Origin of the sequence: Cellulomonas oligotrophica (genome assembly GCF_013409875.1) — a bacterium.
GTDB classification, from domain to species: domain Bacteria; phylum Actinomycetota; class Actinomycetes; order Actinomycetales; family Cellulomonadaceae; genus Cellulomonas; species Cellulomonas oligotrophica.
Window position 1 is genome coordinate 495,865 of sequence record NZ_JACCBK010000001.1, and the last position, 21,188, is coordinate 517,052.

At 76.7% G+C, this 21,188-nt stretch carries 18 protein-coding genes; 6 read left to right on the plus strand and 12 right to left on the minus strand.

Features of this window, described 5'->3' with window-relative positions:
- Nucleotides 1-2 precede the first annotated feature (2 nt).
- The 3 genes from prcA to BKA21_RS02225 are packed head-to-tail and all read right to left on the minus strand — an operon-like array spanning nucleotide 3 to nucleotide 1,782.
- Entirely contained in the window at nucleotides 3-743 is a 741-nt protein-coding gene (prcA, locus tag BKA21_RS02215; protein WP_140458830.1) for a proteasome subunit alpha, read from the minus strand.
- Nucleotides 740-1,591 carry a proteasome subunit beta gene (gene prcB, locus BKA21_RS02220; protein WP_140458829.1) on the minus strand — a complete coding sequence of 284 codons (852 nt, stop codon included), beginning with the start codon at nucleotides 1,589-1,591 and terminating at the stop codon, nucleotides 740-742. Before prcB ends, prcA begins: the two co-directional genes overlap by 4 nt.
- Entirely contained in the window at nucleotides 1,588-1,782 is a 195-nt protein-coding gene (locus BKA21_RS02225; RefSeq protein WP_140458828.1) for a ubiquitin-like protein Pup, read from the minus strand. The genes prcB and BKA21_RS02225 overlap by 4 nt, the downstream gene beginning before the upstream one ends.
- Before the next feature lie 160 nt (nucleotides 1,783-1,942).
- On the opposite strand from BKA21_RS02225, the gene BKA21_RS02230 reads away from it, so the two are divergent.
- The gene (locus BKA21_RS02230) at nucleotides 1,943-6,532 is read left to right on the plus strand and encodes an SCO7613 C-terminal domain-containing membrane protein (RefSeq protein WP_140458827.1); all 4,590 of its coding nucleotides are present in this window, start codon (nucleotides 1,943-1,945) and stop codon (nucleotides 6,530-6,532) included.
- An 18-nt stretch (nucleotides 6,533-6,550) separates the two neighbouring features.
- On the opposite strand, the gene dop is transcribed toward BKA21_RS02230, so the two are convergent.
- The 4 genes from dop to BKA21_RS02250 form a co-directional block, all read right to left on the minus strand.
- Nucleotides 6,551-8,161 carry a depupylase/deamidase Dop gene (dop, locus tag BKA21_RS02235; protein WP_140458826.1) on the minus strand — a complete coding sequence of 537 codons (1,611 nt, stop codon included), beginning with the start codon at nucleotides 8,159-8,161 and terminating at the stop codon, nucleotides 6,551-6,553.
- Between the two features lie 64 nt (nucleotides 8,162-8,225).
- Nucleotides 8,226-9,854: a proteasome ATPase gene (gene arc, locus BKA21_RS02240; RefSeq protein WP_140458825.1), complete on the minus strand. Its 1,629-nt coding sequence runs from the start codon at nucleotides 9,852-9,854 to the stop codon at nucleotides 8,226-8,228.
- A 144-nt stretch (nucleotides 9,855-9,998) separates the two neighbouring features.
- Entirely contained in the window at nucleotides 9,999-11,018 is a 1,020-nt protein-coding gene (locus BKA21_RS02245; RefSeq protein WP_140458824.1) for a tRNA (adenine-N1)-methyltransferase, read from the minus strand.
- A gap of 72 nt (nucleotides 11,019-11,090) precedes the next feature.
- Nucleotides 11,091-12,218, minus strand: coding sequence for a site-2 protease family protein (locus BKA21_RS02250; protein ID WP_140458823.1), 1,128 nt, complete (start codon nucleotides 12,216-12,218; stop codon nucleotides 11,091-11,093).
- A gap of 126 nt (nucleotides 12,219-12,344) precedes the next feature.
- Between BKA21_RS02250 and BKA21_RS02255 the strand changes: the two genes are divergently transcribed.
- A complete protein-coding gene (locus BKA21_RS02255; protein ID WP_239072808.1) occupies nucleotides 12,345-13,211 on the plus strand; it encodes a RecB family exonuclease in 867 nt (288 codons plus the stop codon).
- A gap of 15 nt (nucleotides 13,212-13,226) precedes the next feature.
- Here BKA21_RS02255 and BKA21_RS02260 read toward each other — a convergent pair whose 3' ends face one another.
- Together BKA21_RS02260 and BKA21_RS02265 are read right to left on the minus strand one after the other, a co-directional pair.
- On the minus strand, nucleotides 13,227-13,925 hold the full coding sequence (locus BKA21_RS02260) for an HAD family hydrolase (protein ID WP_239072797.1): 699 nt from the start codon (nucleotides 13,923-13,925) through the stop codon (nucleotides 13,227-13,229).
- A gap of 78 nt (nucleotides 13,926-14,003) precedes the next feature.
- Nucleotides 14,004-15,068 (minus strand): methyl-accepting chemotaxis protein, encoded by a 1,065-nt coding sequence (locus BKA21_RS02265; protein ID WP_140458822.1) that lies wholly within the window; start codon nucleotides 15,066-15,068, stop codon nucleotides 14,004-14,006.
- Between the two features lie 113 nt (nucleotides 15,069-15,181).
- Here BKA21_RS02265 and BKA21_RS02270 point away from each other — a divergent pair, with 113 nt between their 5' ends.
- The gene (locus tag BKA21_RS02270) at nucleotides 15,182-16,060 is read left to right on the plus strand and encodes a PAC2 family protein (protein ID WP_179625298.1); all 879 of its coding nucleotides are present in this window, start codon (nucleotides 15,182-15,184) and stop codon (nucleotides 16,058-16,060) included.
- Between the two features lie 7 nt (nucleotides 16,061-16,067).
- Here BKA21_RS02270 and mshC read toward each other — a convergent pair whose 3' ends face one another.
- Entirely contained in the window at nucleotides 16,068-17,315 is a 1,248-nt protein-coding gene (gene mshC / locus BKA21_RS02275) for a cysteine--1-D-myo-inosityl 2-amino-2-deoxy-alpha-D-glucopyranoside ligase (protein WP_140458821.1), read from the minus strand.
- Nucleotides 17,316-17,365: 50 nt separating this feature from the next.
- Between mshC and BKA21_RS02280 the strand changes: the two genes are divergently transcribed.
- Nucleotides 17,366-18,478: a CorA family divalent cation transporter gene (locus tag BKA21_RS02280; RefSeq protein WP_140458820.1), complete on the plus strand. Its 1,113-nt coding sequence runs from the start codon at nucleotides 17,366-17,368 to the stop codon at nucleotides 18,476-18,478.
- Between the two features lie 22 nt (nucleotides 18,479-18,500).
- On the opposite strand, the gene uppP is transcribed toward BKA21_RS02280, so the two are convergent.
- The gene (uppP, locus tag BKA21_RS02285) at nucleotides 18,501-19,394 is read right to left on the minus strand and encodes an undecaprenyl-diphosphatase UppP (protein ID WP_140458819.1); all 894 of its coding nucleotides are present in this window, start codon (nucleotides 19,392-19,394) and stop codon (nucleotides 18,501-18,503) included.
- A 63-nt stretch (nucleotides 19,395-19,457) separates the two neighbouring features.
- Here uppP and BKA21_RS02290 point away from each other — a divergent pair, with 63 nt between their 5' ends.
- Nucleotides 19,458-20,429: an aldo/keto reductase gene (locus BKA21_RS02290; protein ID WP_140458818.1), complete on the plus strand. Its 972-nt coding sequence runs from the start codon at nucleotides 19,458-19,460 to the stop codon at nucleotides 20,427-20,429.
- A gap of 25 nt (nucleotides 20,430-20,454) precedes the next feature.
- Here the strand turns inward: BKA21_RS02290 and BKA21_RS02295 are convergent, their stop codons facing one another.
- Nucleotides 20,455-20,736: a primosomal protein gene (locus tag BKA21_RS02295; protein WP_140458817.1), complete on the minus strand. Its 282-nt coding sequence runs from the start codon at nucleotides 20,734-20,736 to the stop codon at nucleotides 20,455-20,457.
- Nucleotides 20,737-20,937: 201 nt separating this feature from the next.
- Here BKA21_RS02295 and BKA21_RS02300 point away from each other — a divergent pair, with 201 nt between their 5' ends.
- A complete protein-coding gene (locus tag BKA21_RS02300) occupies nucleotides 20,938-21,174 on the plus strand; it encodes a DUF5703 family protein (protein ID WP_140458816.1) in 237 nt (78 codons plus the stop codon).
- The last annotated feature ends 14 nt before the right edge of the window (nucleotides 21,175-21,188 follow it).

Below are 21,188 nucleotides of genomic sequence, written 5' to 3' on the forward strand. Positions count from 1 at the left end.
GCTCAGTGCGCGGGGCCGTCCGCCGCCGGTGCGGCGTCGACCTCGCCGGCCGCCCCGAGGACGTCGTCGAGCAGCGCCCCGGTCAGCCGCCGGAACGTGCGCCGCGGCCGCGTGCGGTCCAGGACCGCGACCTCGAGCTGCGCCGCGCCCAGCGTGCGGGCGTCCTTCTCGTCCGGCGCCGAGCCCAGCACGCGCACGGCCAGGCCGAGGGCCTGCGCCAGCGTCATGCCCGGGCGCCACCCCTCGCCGAGCAGCGTCGCGAGGCGCTCGGCCTGGCCGCCCATGACGACCCAGCCGTGCTCGTCGGTCACCGAGCCGTCGTACGACAGCCGGTAGATCTGGTCGCCCGAGGCGTCCTTGCCGACCTCGACGACGACGAGCTCCACCTCGAGCGGCTTGGACTCGGTGGTGAAGACCGTGCCGAGCGTCTGGGCGTAGGCGTTCGCCAGCCCGCGCGCCGTGACGTCGACGCGGTCGTAGGAGTAGCCGCGCAGGTCGGCGTAGCGCACGCCCGCGACGCGCAGGTTCTCGAACTCGTTGTACTTGCCGACCGCCGCGAACGCGATCCGGTCGTAGATCTCCGAGATCTTGTGCAGCGCGCGCGAGGGGTTCTCGGTCGCGAAGACCACGCCCTCGTCGTACTGGAGCACCACGACGGACCGGCCGCGGGCGATGCCCTTGCGCGCGTAGTCCGCCCGGTCCTTCATCAGCTGCTCGGGCGAGACGTAGAACGGCATGCTCATCGCGCGCCCCCGTCCCGGCGGCGCTCGTCCTCGATCCGGGCGGCGACGTCCGCGAGCGCGTCGTCCGGCACGCGCAGGTAGCCCGCCTGCGTGACCGTCGCGACGACGGGCCAGATCCGCCGGACGCGGTCGGGCCCGCCGGTGGCGGAGTCGTCGTCGGCGGCGTCGACGAGCGCCTCGACGGCGACCCTGACGGCGGCGGCCGCGTCCATGCCGGGCTGCCAGCGCTTCTTCAGCGAGCCGCGGGCGAAGACCGAGCCCGAGCCCACCGCGTGGTGCTCGTGCTCCTCGTAGCGGCCGCCGGTGACGTCGTAGGAGAAGATCCGCCCGAGCGAGCGGTCCAGGTCGTACCCGGCGAACAGGGGGACGACGGCCAGACCCTGGAGCGCGAGGCCGAGGTTGCCGCGGATCATCGTCGCGAGGCGGTTGGCCTTGCCGTCGAGGGAGAGCAGGCTGCCCTCGATCTTCTCGTAGTGCTCGAGCTCGAGCTGGAACAGCCGGACCAGCTCGATGGCGAGACCGGCGGTGCCCGCGATCCCGACGGCGGAGTAGTCGTCGGCGGGGAAGACCTTCTCGATGTGCCGGCTGGCGATCATCGAGCCCATGGTGGCGCGGCGGTCGCCGGCGAGGACGGCGCCGCCGTCGAACGTCGCCGCGACGATGGTCGTGCCGTGCGGGGCCTGGACCGCAGCGCCCGGGCCGTGGCCGGTCACGTCGCGCGCCCCGGGGAGCAGCTCCGGGGCGTACCCGGCGAGGAAGTCGACGAACGACGCCGAGCCGGGCGTCGTGAAGGCGTGCGGCAGCCGGCCCTGGCCCGTGGGGTCCAGCCGGCCGGTCGGGGCGGTCACTGACCGCCCTTCTGCACGAACCCGCGCACGAACTGCTCGGCGTTGGACTCCAGGACGTCGTCGATCTCCTCGAGCAGGGCGTCGACCTCGTCGTCGCGGGACTGCGCGCCCGCCGCCGCCGGGGCCGGGACGTCGGGGCCGTCGACCGGCTCGTCGTCCTCGTGGCGCCTGACGTGCTCCTGACCAGCCATGGTGACCTCCGTCTCGCGGGTGCTGACGACCTGCCGCCCACCCTAGGCCCATCGTCGGCCGACCCGCGTGCCGGCGTCCGCGCGCCGGACCGGCACCGACGGTCCACAACCCCTCGGACACCGGCCCCGGGCGTGCCGTCGTGCTGGCACGATGCCGACCATGGCCGAGCCCGTGCGACCCGACACCCTCTACGCACGTGCGCTCGCGGCGCTGCTGGACCCGACGTGCTGCCCGGCGTGCACGGCACCGCTCGGGTCGACGCGGTGCACCACGTGCGGGCTGGACGTGACGGGCCCCGGGGCGAGCCGGCTGTGGGCCGACAGCCAGGCCGCCGCGCAGGCGCTGCGCCGCCGCTCGGAGACGATCGCCGAGCTGCGTGCCGCGGCGCCGCCGGTCGCCCCGCCCGTCCGGCCGGTCGCCGCGGTCGCGCCGCCCCCGCCGACCGCAGCGCAGGTGCTCGCGGCGCAGGTGCCCGTGCCGGTGCAGGCCCCGGCACCCGTCCTCCCGCCCGCGCCGGCGACGGCCGCGGGCGCGCCGACGTCCTCGGAGCCCGCCGCCCCCCCGACGCCGCCGCGGCCCGTCGCCGGGCCGGCGGCGCCCGTCGCCCCGGTCCCGCGGCCGGTGCCGTCCCCGGCGCGGGCGTCGTGGCGCGTGCAGACCGTGCTCCAGGTGGTCGGCGCCGGGCTGCTCGCCGCCGCCAGCCTGACCTTCCTGGTGTTCGCGTGGGACGTCATGACGCTCCCCGCCCGTGCCGCGGTCGTCGGCGGGGGCACGCTCGTGGTGTTCGCGCTCGCGTCGCTGCTGCGCCGCCGCGGGCTGGTGCACGGCGCCGAGGCGGTCGGCGCGGTCGCCGTGGTGCTGCTCCTGCTCGACGCGTGGGCGCTGCGTGCCACCGGCACCCTGGTGCTCGGGCCCGCCACCACGCAGGCCGGGGTCTCGCTCGCCACGAGCGCGGTGCTGCTGGCGGCGTGGTCCCGGGCCTCCCGGGTGCGGGTGGGGGCGCTCGCGGCCGCCGTGCTGGTCCCCGCCGCGCCGCTGGCGTGGCTGCCTGCCGTCGACGGGCCTGCGGCGGCCGCCGCGCTGCTGACCGACGCCGGGGCCCTCGGGCTGCTGCGCGCCGCGCTGCCCGTGCCCTCGCGCACCCCGGAGCGGCGCGCGCTGCAGGCCGCCGCTGCGGTCCTCGTCCCGGCCGGGCTCGCCCTGGCCGCCGCGACCGCCGGCGTCCAGGCGCTGGGGGGCGAGGCCCCGTGGGCCGCGACCGGGGTGCTCGCCCTGGTCGGGGCCGTGCTGACCGCCCAGGCGGTGGTCGACCTGCGCGACCGGCGGGCCGTGGCCGTGCCGGCCGCCGGGGCGCCGACGGGCGCGGGGCCCTGGGCCGCGACGTGGTCGGTCGCCGCCGGGATCGCCGGGACGGCGAGCGCAGGGTCCGCCGGAGCGGGCGCGGCGCTGGGCGCCGGCGTCGGCACGGCAGGCGCTCTGCTCCTCGGCTGCGCCGTGGCGCTCCTCGCGCCCGCCGCCGCCCTGGCGTTCACGTCCCGCGCGGCCGACCGGGGGCCGCTGCACCGGCACGTCACCGCCGGTGCCCTCGCCGCCGCCGGCCCCGGTGCCGTGAGCGGGGCTCTCGTCCTCGTCGTCGCCGCGCTGCGCCGGCTCGCGCAGGGTCCGGCGCCCGCCGACGCCACGTCGTGGGTGCCGTCGGCCTGGGGCCTGCCCTGGTCACCGGCCACGGGGGCCGCCGTCGTCGTCGTGCTCGCCACCCTCGGGACCGCGGCCCTCGCCGCCCGGTCCCGCAGCACGGGCCGGGCGCGCGCGGGGACGCACGTGCGCGCCGTCGCGGGTGTGCTGCTGCTCGTCTGCCTGCCTGCGGTGCTGCCGCTGCCCGGGGGCGCTGCGCCGCTCGTCGTCGGCGAGCTCGGCGTCGCGGGGCCGCTGCTGACGGCGGCGCGCGGCGGACGGGTCCGTGCGGCGACGGCACGCGCGGGCGCCGTCGTGGCCGCGGTCGTCGCCGTCGTCGGCGCAGGCACCGACCCGCTGTGGGGCGCGGTCGCGCTCACCGGCGCCGCGCTCCTCGTCGTCCTGACCCGCACCTGGGTGCCGCCGCGGGTCCCGGACGCCGAGCACCGCACCGGCACCGGCAGCGGCCCGGCCGACGCGGCCTCCACGCTGGGCGCGGCGGTCCTGCTGCTCGCCGCGCTCGTGCGCGCGGGCGACGCGGCGGGCCTCGTGGCGCCCGTGACGACCGCTGGTGCCGCGGCCCTCGTGGGCGCCGGCCTGGCCGTCCGCGCCCACGCCGCACGCGCCGCACGGACCGAGCAGGTCGCGGCCGTGGCGGCGGCGGGGATCGTGCCCGCCGTCGCCTGGGCGGCCGGCACCGCCCAGCTCGTCGGCTCGGGCACCGCCGGCGCCGGTGCCGTCACCGTGCTCGTCTCCGCCGCCGTCGTGCTCGCCGTCGCGCTCCAGCTGCTGCGCCGCGGCCCCGCCTGGGGCACCACCGCCGGGCCCGTCGGCGCCGCCACCGTCGCCCCCGTCGCCGCGCTCGGCGTCGCCACCGTCCACGCGCTGCTCGACGTGCCGCCCGCCGCCGGCGCCGTCGTGCTCGCCGCTGCCCTGGGAGCGGCGGGCGTCCTCACCGCCCACCTCACGCTGCGCCGCGCCGGTGCGGCCGGCCGGCCGCTGGCCGAGGCCGCCGGGTGGTCGGTGCTCGCCGTCACCGCCGGCGTCGCCGCCGGGGTGTCGGCCACCACGGTCGTGGTGGTCCTCGTCCTGGCGTCCGTCACCGCCGGCGCCTGGGCGCTGCAGCCCGACCGGCGCGCCGCCGGCTGGCTCGCGCTCGCCCTCGGCAGCAGCGCCTGGTGGGTCACCCTCGGCGTCCAGGGCAATCAGCTCGTCGAGCCCTACGTCGTCCCGCCGGGCCTGGTGCTCGCCGCCGCGACGGCCCGGGCCGCGCGCCGGGGGTCGCGCGCCGCGGCGGGGCAGGTCGTCGGCGGGCTGGCCCTGGCGACCGTGCCGACCGCCGTGCTCGTCGCCCCGCTGCCCGTGGGCGCCGTCCTCGTCGACCGGGTCGCCGTCGCGACGGTCGTCGCCGCCGTCCTCGCGGCCGGCGCGCACCTGCTCGCACGCCGTGCACCCGCCCCGCTGGCGTCGGGGCTCGCCGCGCTCGCCGCCGTCCTGCTCACGCTCGCCCCGCTGCGCCGCGCGCTCGTCCCGGCCGCGGGCGGCGCCCTGCCGCCGTCCGTCCCCGTCCTGGCCGACGGGAGCCCGCTCGTCGAGCCGTGGGCGCTCGCCGCGGCCGTCGGCCTGGCCGTCTGCGCGACGGTCCTGGTCCGCCTCCCACCGCCGGCCGGAGCCCGGACGGCGGCCGCCGCGCCGTGGGTCGTCGTCGCGTCCGCCGTGCTGCCGACGTGCCTCGCCGCCGCCGCCCCGACCACCACCGCCCTGCCCGCCGCACCCGTGCCGGACGCCGTCCGCCTGGGGGCCCTCGCCGTCCTCGCCGCGGCCGCCACGCTCGTCGGGGCAGCCGCGGGACGGCGCACCGGTCCTCGCCCGGCGCCAGGCACGGTCCCCGGCTCCGACCGCCGCCCGCGCCTGGCCGACCTCGGCGTCGCCGTCGCCGTGCTCGCGGCGCTGGCGACGGCCGCAGCGGCACCCGGGCTGCGCGACGCCCCGGCGGCCGTGCTGGCGGTCCTGACGCTCGGCGCCGTGACGCTGGCCGTCCGCCGGGGCACCGCACCCACCGGGTGGCTGCTGGTCGGGCTCCTCGCCACGACGGCGACCCTCGGCGTGCGCGACACCCCCGGTCGCGACGGTCTCTGGCTGGCCGGCGGGGCCCTGCTGCTCGTGCTGGCCCGGACCGCGGACCGCACCGGCACGACCACGACCCCGGCCACCCGCGCCACCTGGGCAGGGGTCGACGGACCCGTCGTGCGCCGCACCCTGGCCGTCGCCGCCGCCACCCTCGCGGTCCTCGGGCCCTGGTCGCAGGCCGCCGCGCGCGCCACGGCGCCCGGGACACCCGCCCCGCTCGGGGTCGAGGTCGCCTCCCTCGGCGCGGCCGTCGTCGCGGGCGGCGCCGCACTCGCGTGGTGGGGGTCCCGGCGCGCCGTCCCGTGGCCCGCGCTCGCCGTGCTCGCGGCCCTCGCGGCCCTGCCCACGCTCGTCGCCGCAGGGCCCGGGACCACCGGCACCGTGCGCGCCTACGCGGTGCTCGCGGCCGGGTCGGCGCTCGCGCACCTCGCGCGCGAGCGGCACCACGTGCTCGTCGCCGTGGCCGTGGCCGTCGCCGGGGCGCTCGTCGCGGCCGGCCGCGGCGGTCCCGAGCCCGCCGACGTGCCCCTCGTCCTGCTCGGCGTCGTGACCACGGCCCTGGCGGTCCGCCGGTGGCAGCCCGACCGGTCGTCGTCGTGGACCGTGCTCGGTGCGCCGCTGGTCCTGCTGCTCGGCGCCCCGCTGCTCGCGCTCGTCGCCGCACCGGCGTCCTGGCGCGTCGTGCTGGTGCTCACGCTCGCGGTCGGCGCGACCGTCGGTGGTGCGCTGGCCCGGGCGCAGGCACCGTTCCTGCTCGGTGCGGCCGCGACGCTCACCGCGCTCGCCGTCGTCCTGAGCCCCGTCGCGGCGTCCGCGCTCGCCCGCGTGGACGGGTGGGTCCTGCTCGCCGTCGGCGGCGCGGTCGTGCTCGGCCTCGGGCTGACGTACGAGCGACGCGTGCAGCAGACGCGTGAGGCGGTGCGGCTCGTGGGGGCGATGCGCTGACCGGTCGCGGCCGGCCCGCTACCCGCCGAGGCCGGCGAGGAGCGTCGCGGCGTCGGGGCTGCGGTCGAGCAGCTCGCCCACGTGCGCCCGCGTGCCCCGCAGTGGGTCGCGCATCGGCACCCGCTGCAGCGTCTGCGCGCCGGGCACGTCGAAGACGACGGAGTCCCAGCTCGCGGCCGACACGTGGGGGCCGTACCGGGCCACGGCCTCGCCGCGGAAGTACGCGCGGGTGTCCTGCGGGGGGTGCACGACCGCGTCACGGACCTGCTCCTCGGTGACGAGCAGGTCGACCGCACCGGCGGCGACCAGCCGGTGGTACAGCCCGCGCTCGGGCCGCACGTCCGACCACTGCAGGTCGACGGCGGCCAGGCGCGGGTGGTCCCAGTCGAGGTGGTCGCGGCGCCGCATGCCCTCCAGCAGCCGCATCTTGGCGAGCCACTCGACCTCGCGCGCGCACGACGCGGGGTCGGTCGCCAGCCGGTCGAGCAACGACGCCCAGCGGGCCACGACGTCGGCGGTCTGCTCGTCGGGCGCCTCACCGGTCGCGTCCAGGGCGGTCCGGACGGCGTCGAGGTACACGCGCTGGACCTCCAGCGACGTCATGCGCCGACCGTCGGCGAGCTCGAGCCGCTCGGTGAGCGTCAGGTCGTGGCTGACGGCGTGCACGGACCCCACCGGGTCGCGCAGCACGAGGGCGTCGACGTCGCGCAGCGCGGCCCGCGCGGGCCCGTCGGACGCGGCGGCCTGCTCGACGAGCCACAGCACCAGCGAGGTCGTGCCCAGCCGCAGGTACGTCGCGACCTGCAGCATCGTGGCGTCGCCCACGATGACGTGCAGCCGTCGCCACCGCACCGGGTCGGCGTGCGGCTCGTCGCGGGTGTTGACGATGGGCCGGCGCAGCGTCGTCTCGAGCCCGACCTCGGCCTCGACGTAGTCGGCGCGCTGCGACAGCTGGAACCCCGGCGTCTCCCCGCGCTGCCCCAGCCCCACCCGGCCGGCACCGGTGAAGACCTGCCGGGTGACGAAGAACGGCGTCAGCGACCGCACGAGGTCCCCGAACGGCACGGCACGCTCCACGAGGTAGTTCTCGTGCGTGCCGTACGTGGCGCCCTTGCCGTCGACGTTGTTCTTGTACAGCGCGACGTCCGGCAGCGCGGACGTCGACGCGAGCGCGCGCACGGACCCGAGCATGACCATCTCCCCCGCCCGGTCCCACCGCACGGCGTCGAGCGGGGTCGTGACCTCGGGGGTCGAGTACTCGGGGTGGGCGTGGTCGACGTACAGGCGCGCACCGTTGGTGAGGATGACGTTCGCGGCGCCCGGGTCCTCGTACTCCTCCACCGTCGAGCGCGGCATCTCCTGCGGCCCGTCGCCCGAGGGCGCCGGCGCCTGGGGGTCGTCCGTCAGCAGCGACGGGTGGGCCGACGCCCGCTGCAGGTGGAAACCGCGGGCGTCGTGCAGCGGGTCCTCGTCGTCGTAGTCCCACCGCGCCCGCGACCGGCCCGAGTCGCGCGCCGCCGCGTGCACCGCCACGACGTGCGAGGACAGCAGCATCGGGTTCGCCAGCGGACGGCCGGGCTGGAGCACCCCGTACTCGGTCTCGAGGCCCATCACGCGCGTCACCGTCACGCGACCACCCTAGGCGCCGGTGCCGCCCGCGCAGCGCGACGACCAGCGGGCGGACCGGCGATCGTCAGAGGTACTGGCCGGTGCTGGTGACGTTCTCGATGGTGCGGGACGTGTCGACGCCCTTCTTGCCCTGGACGATCGTGCGGATGAAGACGATCCGCTCGCCCTTCTTGCCCGAGATCCGCGCCCAGTCGTCGGGGTTGGTCGTGTTGGGCAGGTCCTCGTTCTCCTTGAACTCGTCGACGCACGCCGTGAGCAGGTGGTCCACGCGGATGCCGCGCTGGCCGGTCGCCAGGAAGTCCTTGATCGCGGACTTCTTGGCCCGGTCGACGACGTTCTGGATCATCGCGCCGGAGTTGAAGTCCTTGAAGTACAGGACCTCCTTGTCGCCGCTGGCGTACGTGACCTCGAGGAACCGGTTCTCGTCGGCCTCGGAGTACATGCGCTCGACGACGCGGCGGATCATCGCCTCGACGGCCGCCGTGACGGAGCCGCCGTGCTCGGCGACGTCGTCCGCGTGGATCGGCAGGCCGGCCGTGAGGTACTTGGCGAAGATCTCCCGGGCACCCTCGGCGTCGGGGCGCTCGATCTTGATCTTCACGTCGAGGCGGCCGGGGCGCAGGATCGCCGGGTCGATCATGTCCTCGCGGTTCGAGGCGCCGATGACGATGACGTTCTCGAGGCGCTCGACGCCGTCGATCTCCGAGAGCAGCTGCGGGACGATCGTCGTCTCGACGTCGGACGAGACGCCGGTGCCGCGGGTGCGGAACAGCGACTCCATCTCGTCGAAGAACACCACGACCGGGTGCCCCTGGGACGCCTTCTCGCGGGCACGGGCGAAGATCAGGCGGATGTGCCGCTCGGTCTCGCCGACGTACTTGTTGAGCAGCTCCGGGCCCTTGACGTTGAGGAAGTAGCTGCGCGCGTCGGTCACCTCGTCGCCGCGCGCCGCCGCCGCCGTCGCCGCCAGCGAGTGGGCCACCGCCTTGGCGATGAGGGTCTTGCCGCAGCCGGGCGGGCCGTAGAGCAGCACGCCCTTGGGCGGCTTGAGCCCGTGCTCGCGGAACAGCTCGGGGTGCAGGAACGGCAGCTCGACGGCGTCGCGGATCGTCTCGATCTGCGGCCCGAGCCCGCCGATGTCGGTGTAGTCGATGTCGGGGACCTCTTCGAGCACCAGCTCGGCGACCTCGGCCCGCGGGATGACCTCGAAGACGAAACCGCTGCGCGAGTCGATGGTCAGGGCGTCCCCGACCCGCACGTTCGCGTCGGCGACCTGCCCCGCGAGCCGTACGACCCGCTCCTCGTCGCCCCGGCCGACGACGAGCACACGACCGTCGCCGAGGGTCTCCTTGACGGTGACGATCTCGCCGACCTTCTCGTACCCGCCGGCCTCGACGACCGTGAGGGCCTCGTTGAGCATGACCTCCTGCCCGGGCCGCAGTCGGTGGACGTCGAGCGTCGGGCTCGCACCCACGTGCATCTTGCGGCCGGCCGAGACGATGTCGACCGTGCCGTCGGGCCGCGCGCCGAGGAACGTCGCGTACGTCCCCGGCGGCTTCGCGAGGTCGTCCACCTGACGCTTGAGCTCGAGGATCTGCTCGCGTGCGGCCACGAGCGCCTCGCTGAGGCGCTCGTTCTTCGCCGCGAGCACCGTGAGCTCGCGCTGCAGGTCACGTCCAGAAGGTTCCGTCATGGTCTCGCCCCTCCGCTGCGTCGCCCTGCCCTCCGGGTCCACCGTGCACGCCGCTGTGCCTGCTGGTCCGACGACCCTAACCAGCGGTGTCAACCCTGTCCCGTCCGCCGCGCGGGCGCGCGTCGTGACCGACCCGCGGACACCTCAGGCGTCGTCGGCGACCCCGAGGTCACGACGCACGCGACGGACCTTCTTGTCGGAGACGGCCCGCTCGCCCAGCGCCTCGGGCGTCCACGCGTCGTCCTCGACGACCGGCGCGCCGTCGCCGGCCACCGGGTACGAGCCCTTCGCGGGCCGCCGGCGGCGCTCGGGGGCGACGACGCCGTCGGCGAGCCGCCGCGTGGTCAGCAGGAACCCGGTGTGCCCGATCATCCGGTGCTGCGGGCGCACGGCCAGGCCCTCGAGGTGCCAGCCGCGGACCATCGACTCCCACGCCTGCGGCTCGGTGTACCGGCCGTCGGTGCGCACGTCCTCCGCGAGCCGGGACAGCTGCGTGGCCGTGGCGACGTACCCGATGAGCACCCCGCCGGGTGCCAGCGCGTGCGCGACCGCGTCGAGGTTCTCCCACGGCGCGAGCATGTCGAGCACGACGCGGTCGACGGTGCCGGGCTCGGCGATGGTCGGCAGCACGTCCGCCAGGTCGCCGGTGTGCAGGCGCCACGCGGGGTGCTGACCGCCGAAGAACGCCTCGACGTTGCCCCGGGCGACCGCGGCGAAGTCGTCGCGGCGCTCCACCGAGTGCACCCGCCCGCCGTCGCCGACGGCCCGCAGCAGCGACAGCGTGAGCGCGCCCGAGCCGACGCCGGCCTCGACGACCGTGGCGCCCGGGTAGATGTCCGCCATCGTGACGATCTGGCCCGCGTCCTTGGGGTAGACGACCGCGGCACCGCGCGGCATCGACAGGACGTAGTCCGACAGCAGCGGCCGCAGGGCCAGGTACTCGATGCCCGAGCTGGTGCGCACCACGACGCCCTCGGGCTGGTCGATGAGCTCCTCGTGGCGGAACCAGCCCTTGTGGGTGTGGAACGTGCCGCCGGGCTGCAGGGTGATCGTGTGCAGGCGTCCGCGCGGGTCGGTCAGCTGGACGCGCTCGCCGACGCGCAGGGGCCCACGACGCAGGGCGGCGCCGGTCGGTGCGGGCGGGACGGTCGCGTCGTGGGTCACGTGGCACGAGTCTAGGCGGCGCGGGCGCGCGCCCCGGCACCGCCGTGGCCGGACGGGACCGTCGGGCGCGGGTCAGCCGCGCAGCGCCGCGACGACGTCCTTGGCCCGCACGAGCGCGACGACGCGCCCCTCGACGGTGGCGGCGAGCACCGGGCCGTGCGCGGACGCCGCGCTCAGGGCGTGCAGCAGCGCCTGCCCGACGAGGGCACCGTCGACGGTGGTGCCGACCGGCAGCGGCGCGCTGACCGCGCCGACCGCCGTGGTGCCCGCGAGCGCGGGCGGGACCGACGCGGCGGCGGCGGGGTCGACGTACGCGGCCGGTCGGCCGTCGGGGGCGACGACGACGACGTCGGCGACGCCGGCGGCGGCCGCTGCGGCGCGGGCCTCGGCCAGGGAGGCACGGGCGCCGACGGCCGTGGCGGGGCTGCCGACGCGCTGGACGGTGAGGGCGTCGACGGCGCGGCCGGTGCGCGCGCCGCGGATCGCGCCGGAGGCGCCGGACCACAGGAAGGCACCGACGAGCGCGGCCCAGGCGACGGTGACGAGGTCGGGGGTACGCCCCTCGAGGAGGGGGGTCCCGAGCGCGACGAGGACGACGCCGACGGCGACGAGGCGGCCGGCCCAGCCGGCCACCACGGTGCCGCGGTGCCGGTCGCCGGTGGCGGCCCAGACGCCGGCCTCGAGCACGCGTCCGCCGTCGAGCGGCAGGCCGGGCACGAGGTTGAAGGCGGCGACGAAGCCGTTGGCGACGGCGCCGGACAGCAGCAGCATGCCGAGCAGCACATCGCCGCCGACGGCGCGCCCGGCGACGAGGAAGAGCACGGCGAGGACGATGTTGGCGAGCGGTCCGACGATGGCGACGAGCGCGGTGGTCGCGGGGGTCGGTGCGGCGCCGCCGAAGGTCGTGTGCCCGCCCCACAGGGTCAGGACGAACGCGTGCGGCTGCTGGCCGCGGGCGCGCGCGACGAGCCCGTGCGCGAGCTCGTGCACCAGCACGGAGGCGAACAGCAGCACGACGAAGGCGAGCGCCACGACGTAGGTGACGGTGCCGGTCTGCCCGGTCCAGGCGCTGACGTTGGGCGCGAAGAGCACCGTGAGGACGACGGCGGCGAGGAGCCAGCTCGGGGCGAGCACGACGGGGGCGCCGGCCACGTGCCCGAGCACCCAGCCGGAGGGACGCTCGGGGCGCGCTGCGTTCACGGGGCCAGACTACGGTCGCCACGGCACGACGACGGCGGCGGGCGGCCGGTCCGCGGCGCGGCGGTCGGCGGTGTGGGTCGCGGCGCCTACCCTCGTCGCGTGAGCGTGGACGTGCAGGGCCAGGACGTGCAGGGCACCGTCGAGACCGTCGAGCCGGACCAGCAGGCCGCTGCGCGGGTGCCGGGGCTGTCGCCGTCGCGGGCCAACGACTTCCTGCAGTGCCCGCTGCTGTTCCGGCTGCGGGTGGTGGACCGGCTGCCCGAGCCGTCGTCGACCGCGGCCGCGCGGGGGACGCTGGTGCACGCGGTGCTCGAGCAGCTGTTCGACCTGCCCGCGGGTGACCGCACCGTCGACGCGGCCAAGGCGCTGGTGGAGCCGGCGTGGGCGGTGCTCGAGGCCGGGTCGGCGGCGTACGCGGACCTGGTGGTGCAGGACGAGGAGCGGTTGGCGCTGCTGGCGACGGCGGGCCGGCTGCTGGAGACGTACTTCACGCTGGAGGACCCGACCCGGCTGGAGCCGCGGGCGCGCGAGCTGCAGGTGCGCGTCGACCTCGAGGGCGGGCCGCAGCTGCGGGGCGTGATCGACCGGGTCGACGTCGCGCCGAACGGCTGGGTGCGGGTGGTGGACTACAAGACCGGGAGGTCGCCGCGGGCGGGCTACGAGAGCTCGGCCCTGTTCCAGATGCGGTTCTACGCGTACGTGGTGTGGAAGACGCGCGGCGTGCTGCCCAAGCGGCTGCAGCTGGAGTACCTCGGCGACGGCGTGGTCGTCTCGCACGAGCCGACGGAGGCCGAGATGCTCACGCTGGAGCAGCGGGTCCGGTCGATCTGGGCGGGGATCGAGGACACGGCGCGCTCGGGGTCGTGGCCGACGCGGCGGTCGAAGCTGTGCGACTGGTGCTCGTTCCGCGACCTGTGCCCCGAGTTCGGCGGGACGCCGCCGCCGGTCGAGCCGGCGGCGGTCCAGCGCGCGATCGGCGTGCTCCCCGACTGACCCGCGCGGCGGCGCTCAGGCGGCCCGTCGGTCGAGCAGCTGCCCGGACGCGACCCGGGCCAGGTCGGCGAGCGTCACGCCGCGCAGGGTGGTGGTGCGCGAGACCCCGGCCGGCGGGTCGACCGGCGCGATGAGCTGCACGGCCACGACGTGGGCGCCCGACGCGACGGCGGAGGCCAGCCCGGAGACGGAGTCCTCGAGGGCGACGCACGCGCGGGGATCGACGCCGAGCAGCGCGGCGGCCGTGAGGTAGGGCTCGGGGTCCGGCTTGGGCCGGGTCACGTCGTCCCCGGCGACGACGACGTCGAACAGTCCGACGGCCCGCGCGAACGGCTCCGCGAGCACCCGGTACGACGACGTGACGAGGGCCTGCGGGACGCCCGCGGCGGCGACGGCCTCGACGAGCTCGCGCGCACCCGGCTGCCACGGCACGCCCGCGGCGATCGCGGCGGCGACGGCGGTGTTGAGGGCGTCGGCGATCTGTGCGGTACTCAGGTCGACGCCGCGCTCGCGCAGCCGTGCGGCGGCCACGTCCATCGACGAGCCGATCATCGACACCGCGTCGTCACGGGTCCACACCCCGCCGTGCGCCTCGACCAGCTCGGTCTCCGCGACCATCCAGTGCGGCTCGGAGTCGATGAGCGTGCCGTCCATGTCCCACAGCACCGCGGCGGGCAGGTCGTCGGGCGTGCGGTGGTCGCGTGCTGGTGCCACGGGTGGGGTCCTCCGTCGTCGGGGCGGTGCGGGCGTGACGACCCTACGTGCCGCCGTCACCGAGGCCGCCGGAGGCCGTCAGTGCCGCTGGACCAGGGCGCCGTACCAGCCGAGGCCGGGGTACGTCTCGTAGCCGGGGGTGAGGGCGAAGCCGACGGTCGTGCCGTCCGCGGTGTACGTGCCGCTGGGCTGCCCGTCGGTGCACAGCGCGACCCGCTCGTGCAGGACGCCGACCCGGTCGGAGGCGGCGAGCACGAGGCCGTCGCGGTCGAGCAGGAGGACCCGGGTGCTCTCGCGTTCCGCGGGCGTCAGACGGACCCCCTCGACGATGGTCTGCGCCTGGTGCTCCCAGTCGAAGAACGCACCGAGGGCGCCCACCGGTCGCCCGTCGGCACGACCGCCCTCGCGCACCGCGGTCGCGTAGGTGGCGGTGGTCGCGCCGAGCCCGGCGTGCTGCTCGACGTCGAGGGCCGCGTAGTCGTCGCTGTCCCGCGTGGCCATCGCGGCCCGGAACCACGCCTGCCCGGACACGTCGGAGCCGACGGCGTCACGGGCCCGCGTCGACGACCCGTGCGCGACGACGCGCCCGTGGGCGTCGGCGAGCCACAGGTCGAGGTACACGGTGTAGCTGCGCAGGATGACGCCGAGACGCCTGCCTGCGAAGGCCGCGGCCGCGGCGGGGGCGCCGGGGGCGAGCGCGTCGACGACGGCGGCGTCGGTGGCCCACCACCGCACGTCGCACGAGCGCTCGTACAGGTTGCGGTCGACGATCTCGATGGCGTTGAGCGCCAGGTCTGCCAGGCGCTGCCCGCGCACACGGGCCACGAGCTGGTGCCCGAGCTCGGTGAGCTCGGCGATGCGGGGGCGCAGCTCGCCGGACAGGTCCTCGGACAGGGTCCGCGCCCGGTCGGCGACCTCGCTGACCTCACGGGCCACGACCGCGAACCCGGCGCCGCGCTCCCCCGCCCGGGCGGACTCGATGAGGGCGTTGAGGGCGAGCATCTTGGTGCTCTTGGCGACCTGCTCGATCCCCTGCATGGTCTGGCCGGTGACCTGACCGACCTCCTCGGCCAGCCGCACGACGCGTTCGGGCACGCTCGACACTCCTCGGTCGGTCCGTCTGGTCCGTTGCACCGGCCCCATCGACCGTCGTGGGGCGCCTGTGAGCGTTCCCGGGCGTCCGTCCAGATCGGTGCCGACGGCTCGCGCGGGACGATGACCAGGCCCGCGACGGTGCGGGACCCTAGGCTGGTCCGGTGAGCGAGCACCCCGGACCCGACCTGGAACCGCGCCGGCCCGACCTGCCGGCCCGCGAGCCCGTGCTGCTCGCGGCGTTCGAGGGGTGGAACGACGCGGGCGGCGCCGCCAGCCAGGCGTTGGAGCACCTGCACGACACGTGGGGCGCCGAGCAGGTCGACGAGCTCGACCCCGAGGAGTACCACGACTTCCAGGTGAACCGCCCGGTGATCGCCGTCGGCCCCGACGGCAGCCGGGAGATCACCTGGCCGACGACCGCGGTCGCGGTGACGACGACCCCGCGCACGAGCCGCACGGTGGTGCTGGTGCACGGCATCGAGCCGTCGATGCGGTGGCGCCGGTACTGCGGGGAGATCCTCGACATCGCGCAGGGTCTGGGCGTGAAGACGGTGGTGACGGTCGGCGCCCTGCTCGCGGACGTGCCGCACACCCGTCCCATCCCGGTGAACGCGACCAGCGAGGACGTCGCGGTCCGCGAGATGCTCGGCCTGGAGCCCAACACCTACGAGGGCCCCACGGGGATCGTCGGGGTGCTGCAGCACGAGGCCGCGGCCCGGGGCCTGCGCGCGCTGTCGCTGTGGGCGGCCGTGCCGCACTACGTGGCGCACCCCCCGTCGCCCAAGGCGACGCTGGCGATCCTGCACCGCGTGGAGCAGCTGCTCGGCGAGCCCGTCGCCATGGGCGAGCTGCCCGAGGACGCGCTGGCCTGGCAGAGCGGCGTGGACGAGCTCGCAGGCGAGGACGCCGAGATCGGCGAGTACGTGCGCCAGCTCGAGGAGGCCAAGGACACGGCCGAGCTGCCCGAGGCCAGCGGCGAGGCCATCGCCCAGGAGTTCGAGCGCTACCTGCGCCGGCGCGACAAGGGCACCGGCGGCTGAGCGGTCGTCACATCCGGACGCCGAGCAGCGCGTCGACCGTGCGGGCCACGACGCCCGGCGCCCCCTCCTCGAGGGGCCCGGCGCCGGTGATCGACAGCGCGGCCCACGCGTCGACGGCCGCGAGCGCCGTCGGGGTGTCGAGGTCGTCGGCGACGGCGGCGCGCACGGCGGCAAGCACGGGCTCGGCGGCGGGGCCGCCGTTGCCGGACAGGGCGCGCCGCCACGTCACCAGCCGCTGCTCGGCCTCGGCGAGGCCCGCGGGGGTCCACTCCCAGTCGTCGCGGTAGCGGTGCGCGAGCACGGCCAGCCGCACGGCCATCGGCTCGACGCCGTCGGCCAGCAGCCGCGAGACGAGGACGAGGTTGCCGCGGGACTTGCTCATCTTGTGGCCCTCGTACCCGACCATGCCGGCGTGCACGTGCCGGGCGGCGGACCGTCCGGCGTCGAGCAGGCGCAGGTGCGAGGAGCTCATCTCGTGGTGCGGGAACGCCAGGTCGGACCCGCCGCCCTGCACGTCGAAGGGCACGCCGAGGCCGTCCTGGGCGATGACGGCGCACTCGACGTGCCACCCGGGGCGGCCGCGGTCCAGCCCGGGGGCGTCCCACGCGGGCTCGCCGGTGCGGGCGGCGCGCCACAGCAGCGGGTCGAGGGGTGACCGCTTGCCGGGCCGGTCGGGGTCGCCGCCGCGCTCGGCGCTCAGCGCGCGCATGGTGCCGTCGGGCAGGCCGCTGACGGTGCCGAACCGCGGGTCGGCGGACAGGTCGGCGTACACGTCGTCGCCGTCCGCGTCGGGCGTGGGCACCCGGTACGCGGCGCCGGTGTCGAGCAGCGTGACGACGGCCGCGGCGATCTGCGGGACGCTCTCGACGACGCCCTGGTAGACGTCGGGCGGGACGACGCCGAGGGCGGTCATGTCCGCGGCGAAGAGCGCGGTCTGCTCGGCGGCGAGGTCGCGCCAGTCGACGCCGGTCGCGGTGGCGCGCTCGAGCAGGGGGTCGTCGACGTCGGTGACGTTGGACGCGTACCGCACCTGCAGGCCGGCGTCGCGCCAGGCCCGGCCGAGGACGTCGAAGGCGACGTACGTGGCGGCGTGGCCGAGGTGCGTGGCGTCGTACGGGGTGATGCCGCACACGTAGAGGCTGGCGACGGGGCCGGTGGCGGCCTCGACGACCTGCCCGCTGGCGGTGTCGAGGACGCGGACGGGTCCGCCGCGCCCGGGGAGCCGAGGGATCTGGGGCGCGGGCCAGGTGAGCACGCCGGAAGCCTAGCCGCCCCGTCGCGTCCTCCCCGGCGCACAATGTCCCGGTGACGGCGAGCGCGCGCGACGAGCAGGTCCCCGGTCCGGCCGACGGGGCGGACCCGGCTCCCCCGCCCGTCGACGTGCCGGTCGCGGCGCCGGTGCCGGCGGGGCGGACGTGGGTCGAGGGCGTGGCGGGCACCTGGGTGCCGGCCGAGGGCCCGGCGGCGCGTCCGGGCGAGGCGGCCGCGCGGGGGGCGACCTGGGTGGTGGCGGACGGGCTCGACGCGGTCGCGGACACGTGGGCGGCCACCGGGGCGGACGTGCGCACGGTCGAGGCGGTCCGGGCGGGCGTCCCGGCGGCGGGCGACGAGCAGGTCGGCGCGCACCACCCGCGCCTGCGGGCCCGGGCGGAGCGGCTGCCCGGCGGGGGCATCGCGCTGTCGGCGCCCACGCTGGCGTGGGTCGAGGACTCGTGGGAGGTGCGCACCGGCCGGGTGGTCGTGGTGCTGCGCGACGACGTGGTGGTCACCGCCGAGGAGGGCGGCGCCGGCGTCCTCGACGCGGTGGTCGACCGGGTCGCCGGCGGGCACCGGCCCACCGGGGAGCGCGGGGCGCGTGCGGTGCTCGCGGCGGTGCTGCTGACCCTGGCGGCGTCGGCGGCGGACGTCGAGACGTCCCTGAGCGAGTCCGTCGCGGACGTCGAGCGGCTCGTCTTCTCCGAGCGGCCCGCCCCGGGGGCGCTCGGCGTCGTCTACGACCTCAAGCGGGAGATCGCCGAGGCGCGCCGGGCCCTGGCCCCGCTGGGCGCGCACCTGGCCGAGCTCGTCGAGGAGGTCCTCGACGGCGACGCCGCGCACCGCCAGCCGCCGTGGCTGCGCCGCGTGCAGGCGTCCGCGGACCGCACGGACCGGCACCTGCAGGCCCAGGACTCGCTGCTGGGCGACATGCTCGAGGTGCACCTGGCGCAGGTGTCGGTGCGGCAGAACGAGGACATGCGCAAGATCAGCGCGTGGGCGGCGATCGTCGCGGCGCCGACGCTCGTCGCGGGCGTGTACGGCATGAACTTCCGGCACATGCCCGAGCTGGCGTGGCCGCTGGGGTACCCCCTGGCCGTGGGCGGCATGGCGGTGCTGTGCGTGGTGCTGTGGGGCCTGTTCCGGCGCTCGGGCTGGCTCTGAGCGACGGGCGCGGCGGGGCCGGTCAGACGGCGCCGGCGGTGGGCTCCAGCACGCCCGTGATCAGCAGGAGCGCGACGAGCGCGGCGAGCGCGAGCCGGTAGACGACGAACGGCTTGTAGCTGAACGTCGAGACGATCTTCAGGAACGCGATGATGACGACGTACCCGATGACGAAGGCCACGAGGGTCGCGACGAGCGTCACGCCGAAGCCGGGCGTCCCGGCCTGCCCGAAGTCGCCGAGGCTCTTGACGAGCTGGTAGAGGCCCGACCCGAAGACCGCGGGGATCGCCAGCAGGAACGAGTACCGGGCAGCGGCCTCGCGGGTGTAGCCCATGAGCAGACCGCCGGTGATGGTGCCGCCGGACCGGGACACGCCCGGGACGAGGGCGAGGGCCTGCCAGAACCCGAACGCCAGCGCGTGCCTGGGCGTGAGCTCCTCCAGGGGGCGGCGCCGGATCGAGAACTTGTCCGCCCAGCCCAGGATCAGGCCGAACACCGACAACGTGACGACCGTCAGCCACAGGTTGCGGAACGGCGCCTCGATCGCGTCCTGGAACGCCAGGCCGAGCACCACGATCGGCACCGAGCCGAGCGCGATGAACCACGCCATGAGCGCGTCGTGGTCCTGCGGGCGGCCGTGCGGCATGCCGATCCGCGATCGCCAGTCCACGCCGTAGCCGCCGCGGACCGCGAACCACCACGCGAGCGCGATCCGCTTGATGTCGCGGCGGAAGTACAGCAGCACCGCGGTCTCGGTGCCGAGCTGGGTGATCGCGGTGAACGCGGCCCCCGGGTCGGACCCGAGCAGGGTGCCGATGATCCGCAGGTGCGCGCTGGAGGACACCGGGAGGAACTCGGTCAGCCCCTGGACCAGCCCGAGGAGGATGCCGTCGCCGATGCCGATGCCTGTTGCCACGAGCGCACACCCTAGCGCCGTGGTCGTCGGCGCGGGCGCGGTCCGCGGCTAGGGTGACGAGCCATGGAGCACCGTCAGCTGGGCCGCACGGGCCTGCGCGTCTCGTCGGTCGGCCTGGGCACCATGACGTGGTCCCGCGACACCGACGACCACGAGGCCAAGGACCAGCTGCGCGACTTCGTCGAGGCGGGCGGCACCCTGGTCGACACGTCGGCGTCGTACGCGGACGGCGGTGCCGAGGAGCTGCTGGGCTCGCTGCTGGGCGACGTGGTGGCGCGCGACGAGCTGGTGCTGTGCACCAAGGGCGGGGTGCGGCGCACCGTCGACGGCGGCGTGGTCGACGCCTCGCGCGGCACGCTGCTGGACTCCTTGGACCGGTCGCTGGCACGCCTGCGGACCGACCGGGTCGACCTGTGGCTGGTGCAGACCCCGGACGCGCGCACGCCGCTGGAGGAGACGGTCTCGGCGATGCGCCTGGCCGTCAGCAGCGGCCGCGCCCGCTACGTGGGCCTGTCGAACCACCCCGGTTGGCAGGTCGCGCGGGCGGCGACGCTGCTGGAGCCCGACCCTGGCCTGGCCGCCGTCGAGGCCGAGTACTCGTTGCTGCAGCGCGGCGTCGAGCGCGAGGTCCTGCCGGCGTGCGCGGGCCTCGGCGCGGGGCTGCTGGCGTGGTCGCCGCTGGGCCGCGGGGTGCTGACGGGCAAGTACCGGCGCACGATCCCGTCGGACTCGCGGGCGGCGTCGGCGCACCTGGCGGGCTTCGTGCGCCCGTACCTGACGGCCGACGCGGCGGGTGTCGTCGACGCGGTCGCCACGGCGGCAGCGGGCCTGGAGCGCCAGCCCCTGGAGGTGGCCCTGGCCTGGGTGGTGGGCCGCCCGGGCGTGGCCTCGGCCCTCGTCGGGGCGCGGACGGCCGCGCAGCTGCGCGTGGCGCTGGGCGCGGACGACCTCGAGCTCCCGGACGAGATCGTCCGGGCGCTCGACGAGATCACCGCACCGACGCTGGGCTACCCCGAGCGGCTCGACCCGCGCTGAGCAGGCGCGGGCACGGCCGTCGCGGTCAGACCTGCTGCAGGTCCACGTCGTCGTCGAGGTCGTCCTCGTCGAGGTCGTCCTCGTCGAGGTCGTCGTCCTCGTCGTCCTCCTCCGCGAGGTAGAACGGCGTGGCCTCGCCGTGCACGGTCCCGAGCGCGTCGTCGTACACCTCGAACGCGTCGGCGAGCACGTCGTACGCGTCGTCGACCGCGGGGTCGTCGTCGCCCTTCCTGGCCACCACGGCGTTGAAGTGCGCCTCGAGGGCGGCCACCAGTCGGTCGAGGGCAGCGCGCGGGTCCACGGTCATGCGATGACGGTAGCGCCGCCGGGGGCACAATGGCACCGGTCGGGCGTCCTTCGACCCGTCGCGCACGTCACGCCGCCCGGGCGGCCCGACCTGCGACGGGACGACGGCGGCCGGCGGCCGACGGACGCAGCGCCCCGGCGGCACGGTCGAGGCACGGGCCGTGCACGGGCCCGGGGCGCCAGGACGAGGGACGGGTGAGGCATGGCGGTGGACCAGGCGCGCGCCGCACGCACGAGCGCGGCGCAGTACGAGTACCGGGTCGTGACGATCCCCCGCACGACGTCGCGCAACGACGCCCGTCGCATGCTCACCGACGAGGCCGAGTACGGCCGCTGGGAGCTGGCGCGCACCCGCCTGTACGCGGGCGGCGAGCGGCGGGTGTGGCTGCGGCGCAAGATCATCCGGGTGCGCTCGACGATGGTCGAGACCCTGGGCTGAGCGTGCGCCCCGCC

Coding starts and splice junctions, on each gene's coding strand:
- BKA21_RS02225 (WP_140458828.1), bottom strand. CDS start 1,782: ATGGCTGGTCAGGAGCACGTCAGGCGCCACGAGGACGACGAGCCGGTC.
- BKA21_RS02265 (WP_140458822.1), bottom strand. CDS start 15,068: ATGGGGCCGGTGCAACGGACCAGACGGACCGACCGAGGAGTGTCGAGC.
- BKA21_RS02230 (WP_140458827.1), top strand. CDS start 1,943: ATGGCCGAGCCCGTGCGACCCGACACCCTCTACGCACGTGCGCTCGCG.
- BKA21_RS02300 (WP_140458816.1), top strand. CDS start 20,938: ATGGCGGTGGACCAGGCGCGCGCCGCACGCACGAGCGCGGCGCAGTAC.
- BKA21_RS02295 (WP_140458817.1), bottom strand. CDS start 20,736: ATGACCGTGGACCCGCGCGCTGCCCTCGACCGACTGGTGGCCGCCCTC.
- arc (WP_140458825.1), bottom strand. CDS start 9,854: ATGACGGAACCTTCTGGACGTGACCTGCAGCGCGAGCTCACGGTGCTC.
- BKA21_RS02290 (WP_140458818.1), top strand. CDS start 19,458: ATGGAGCACCGTCAGCTGGGCCGCACGGGCCTGCGCGTCTCGTCGGTC.
- prcA (WP_140458830.1), bottom strand. CDS start 743: ATGAGCATGCCGTTCTACGTCTCGCCCGAGCAGCTGATGAAGGACCGG.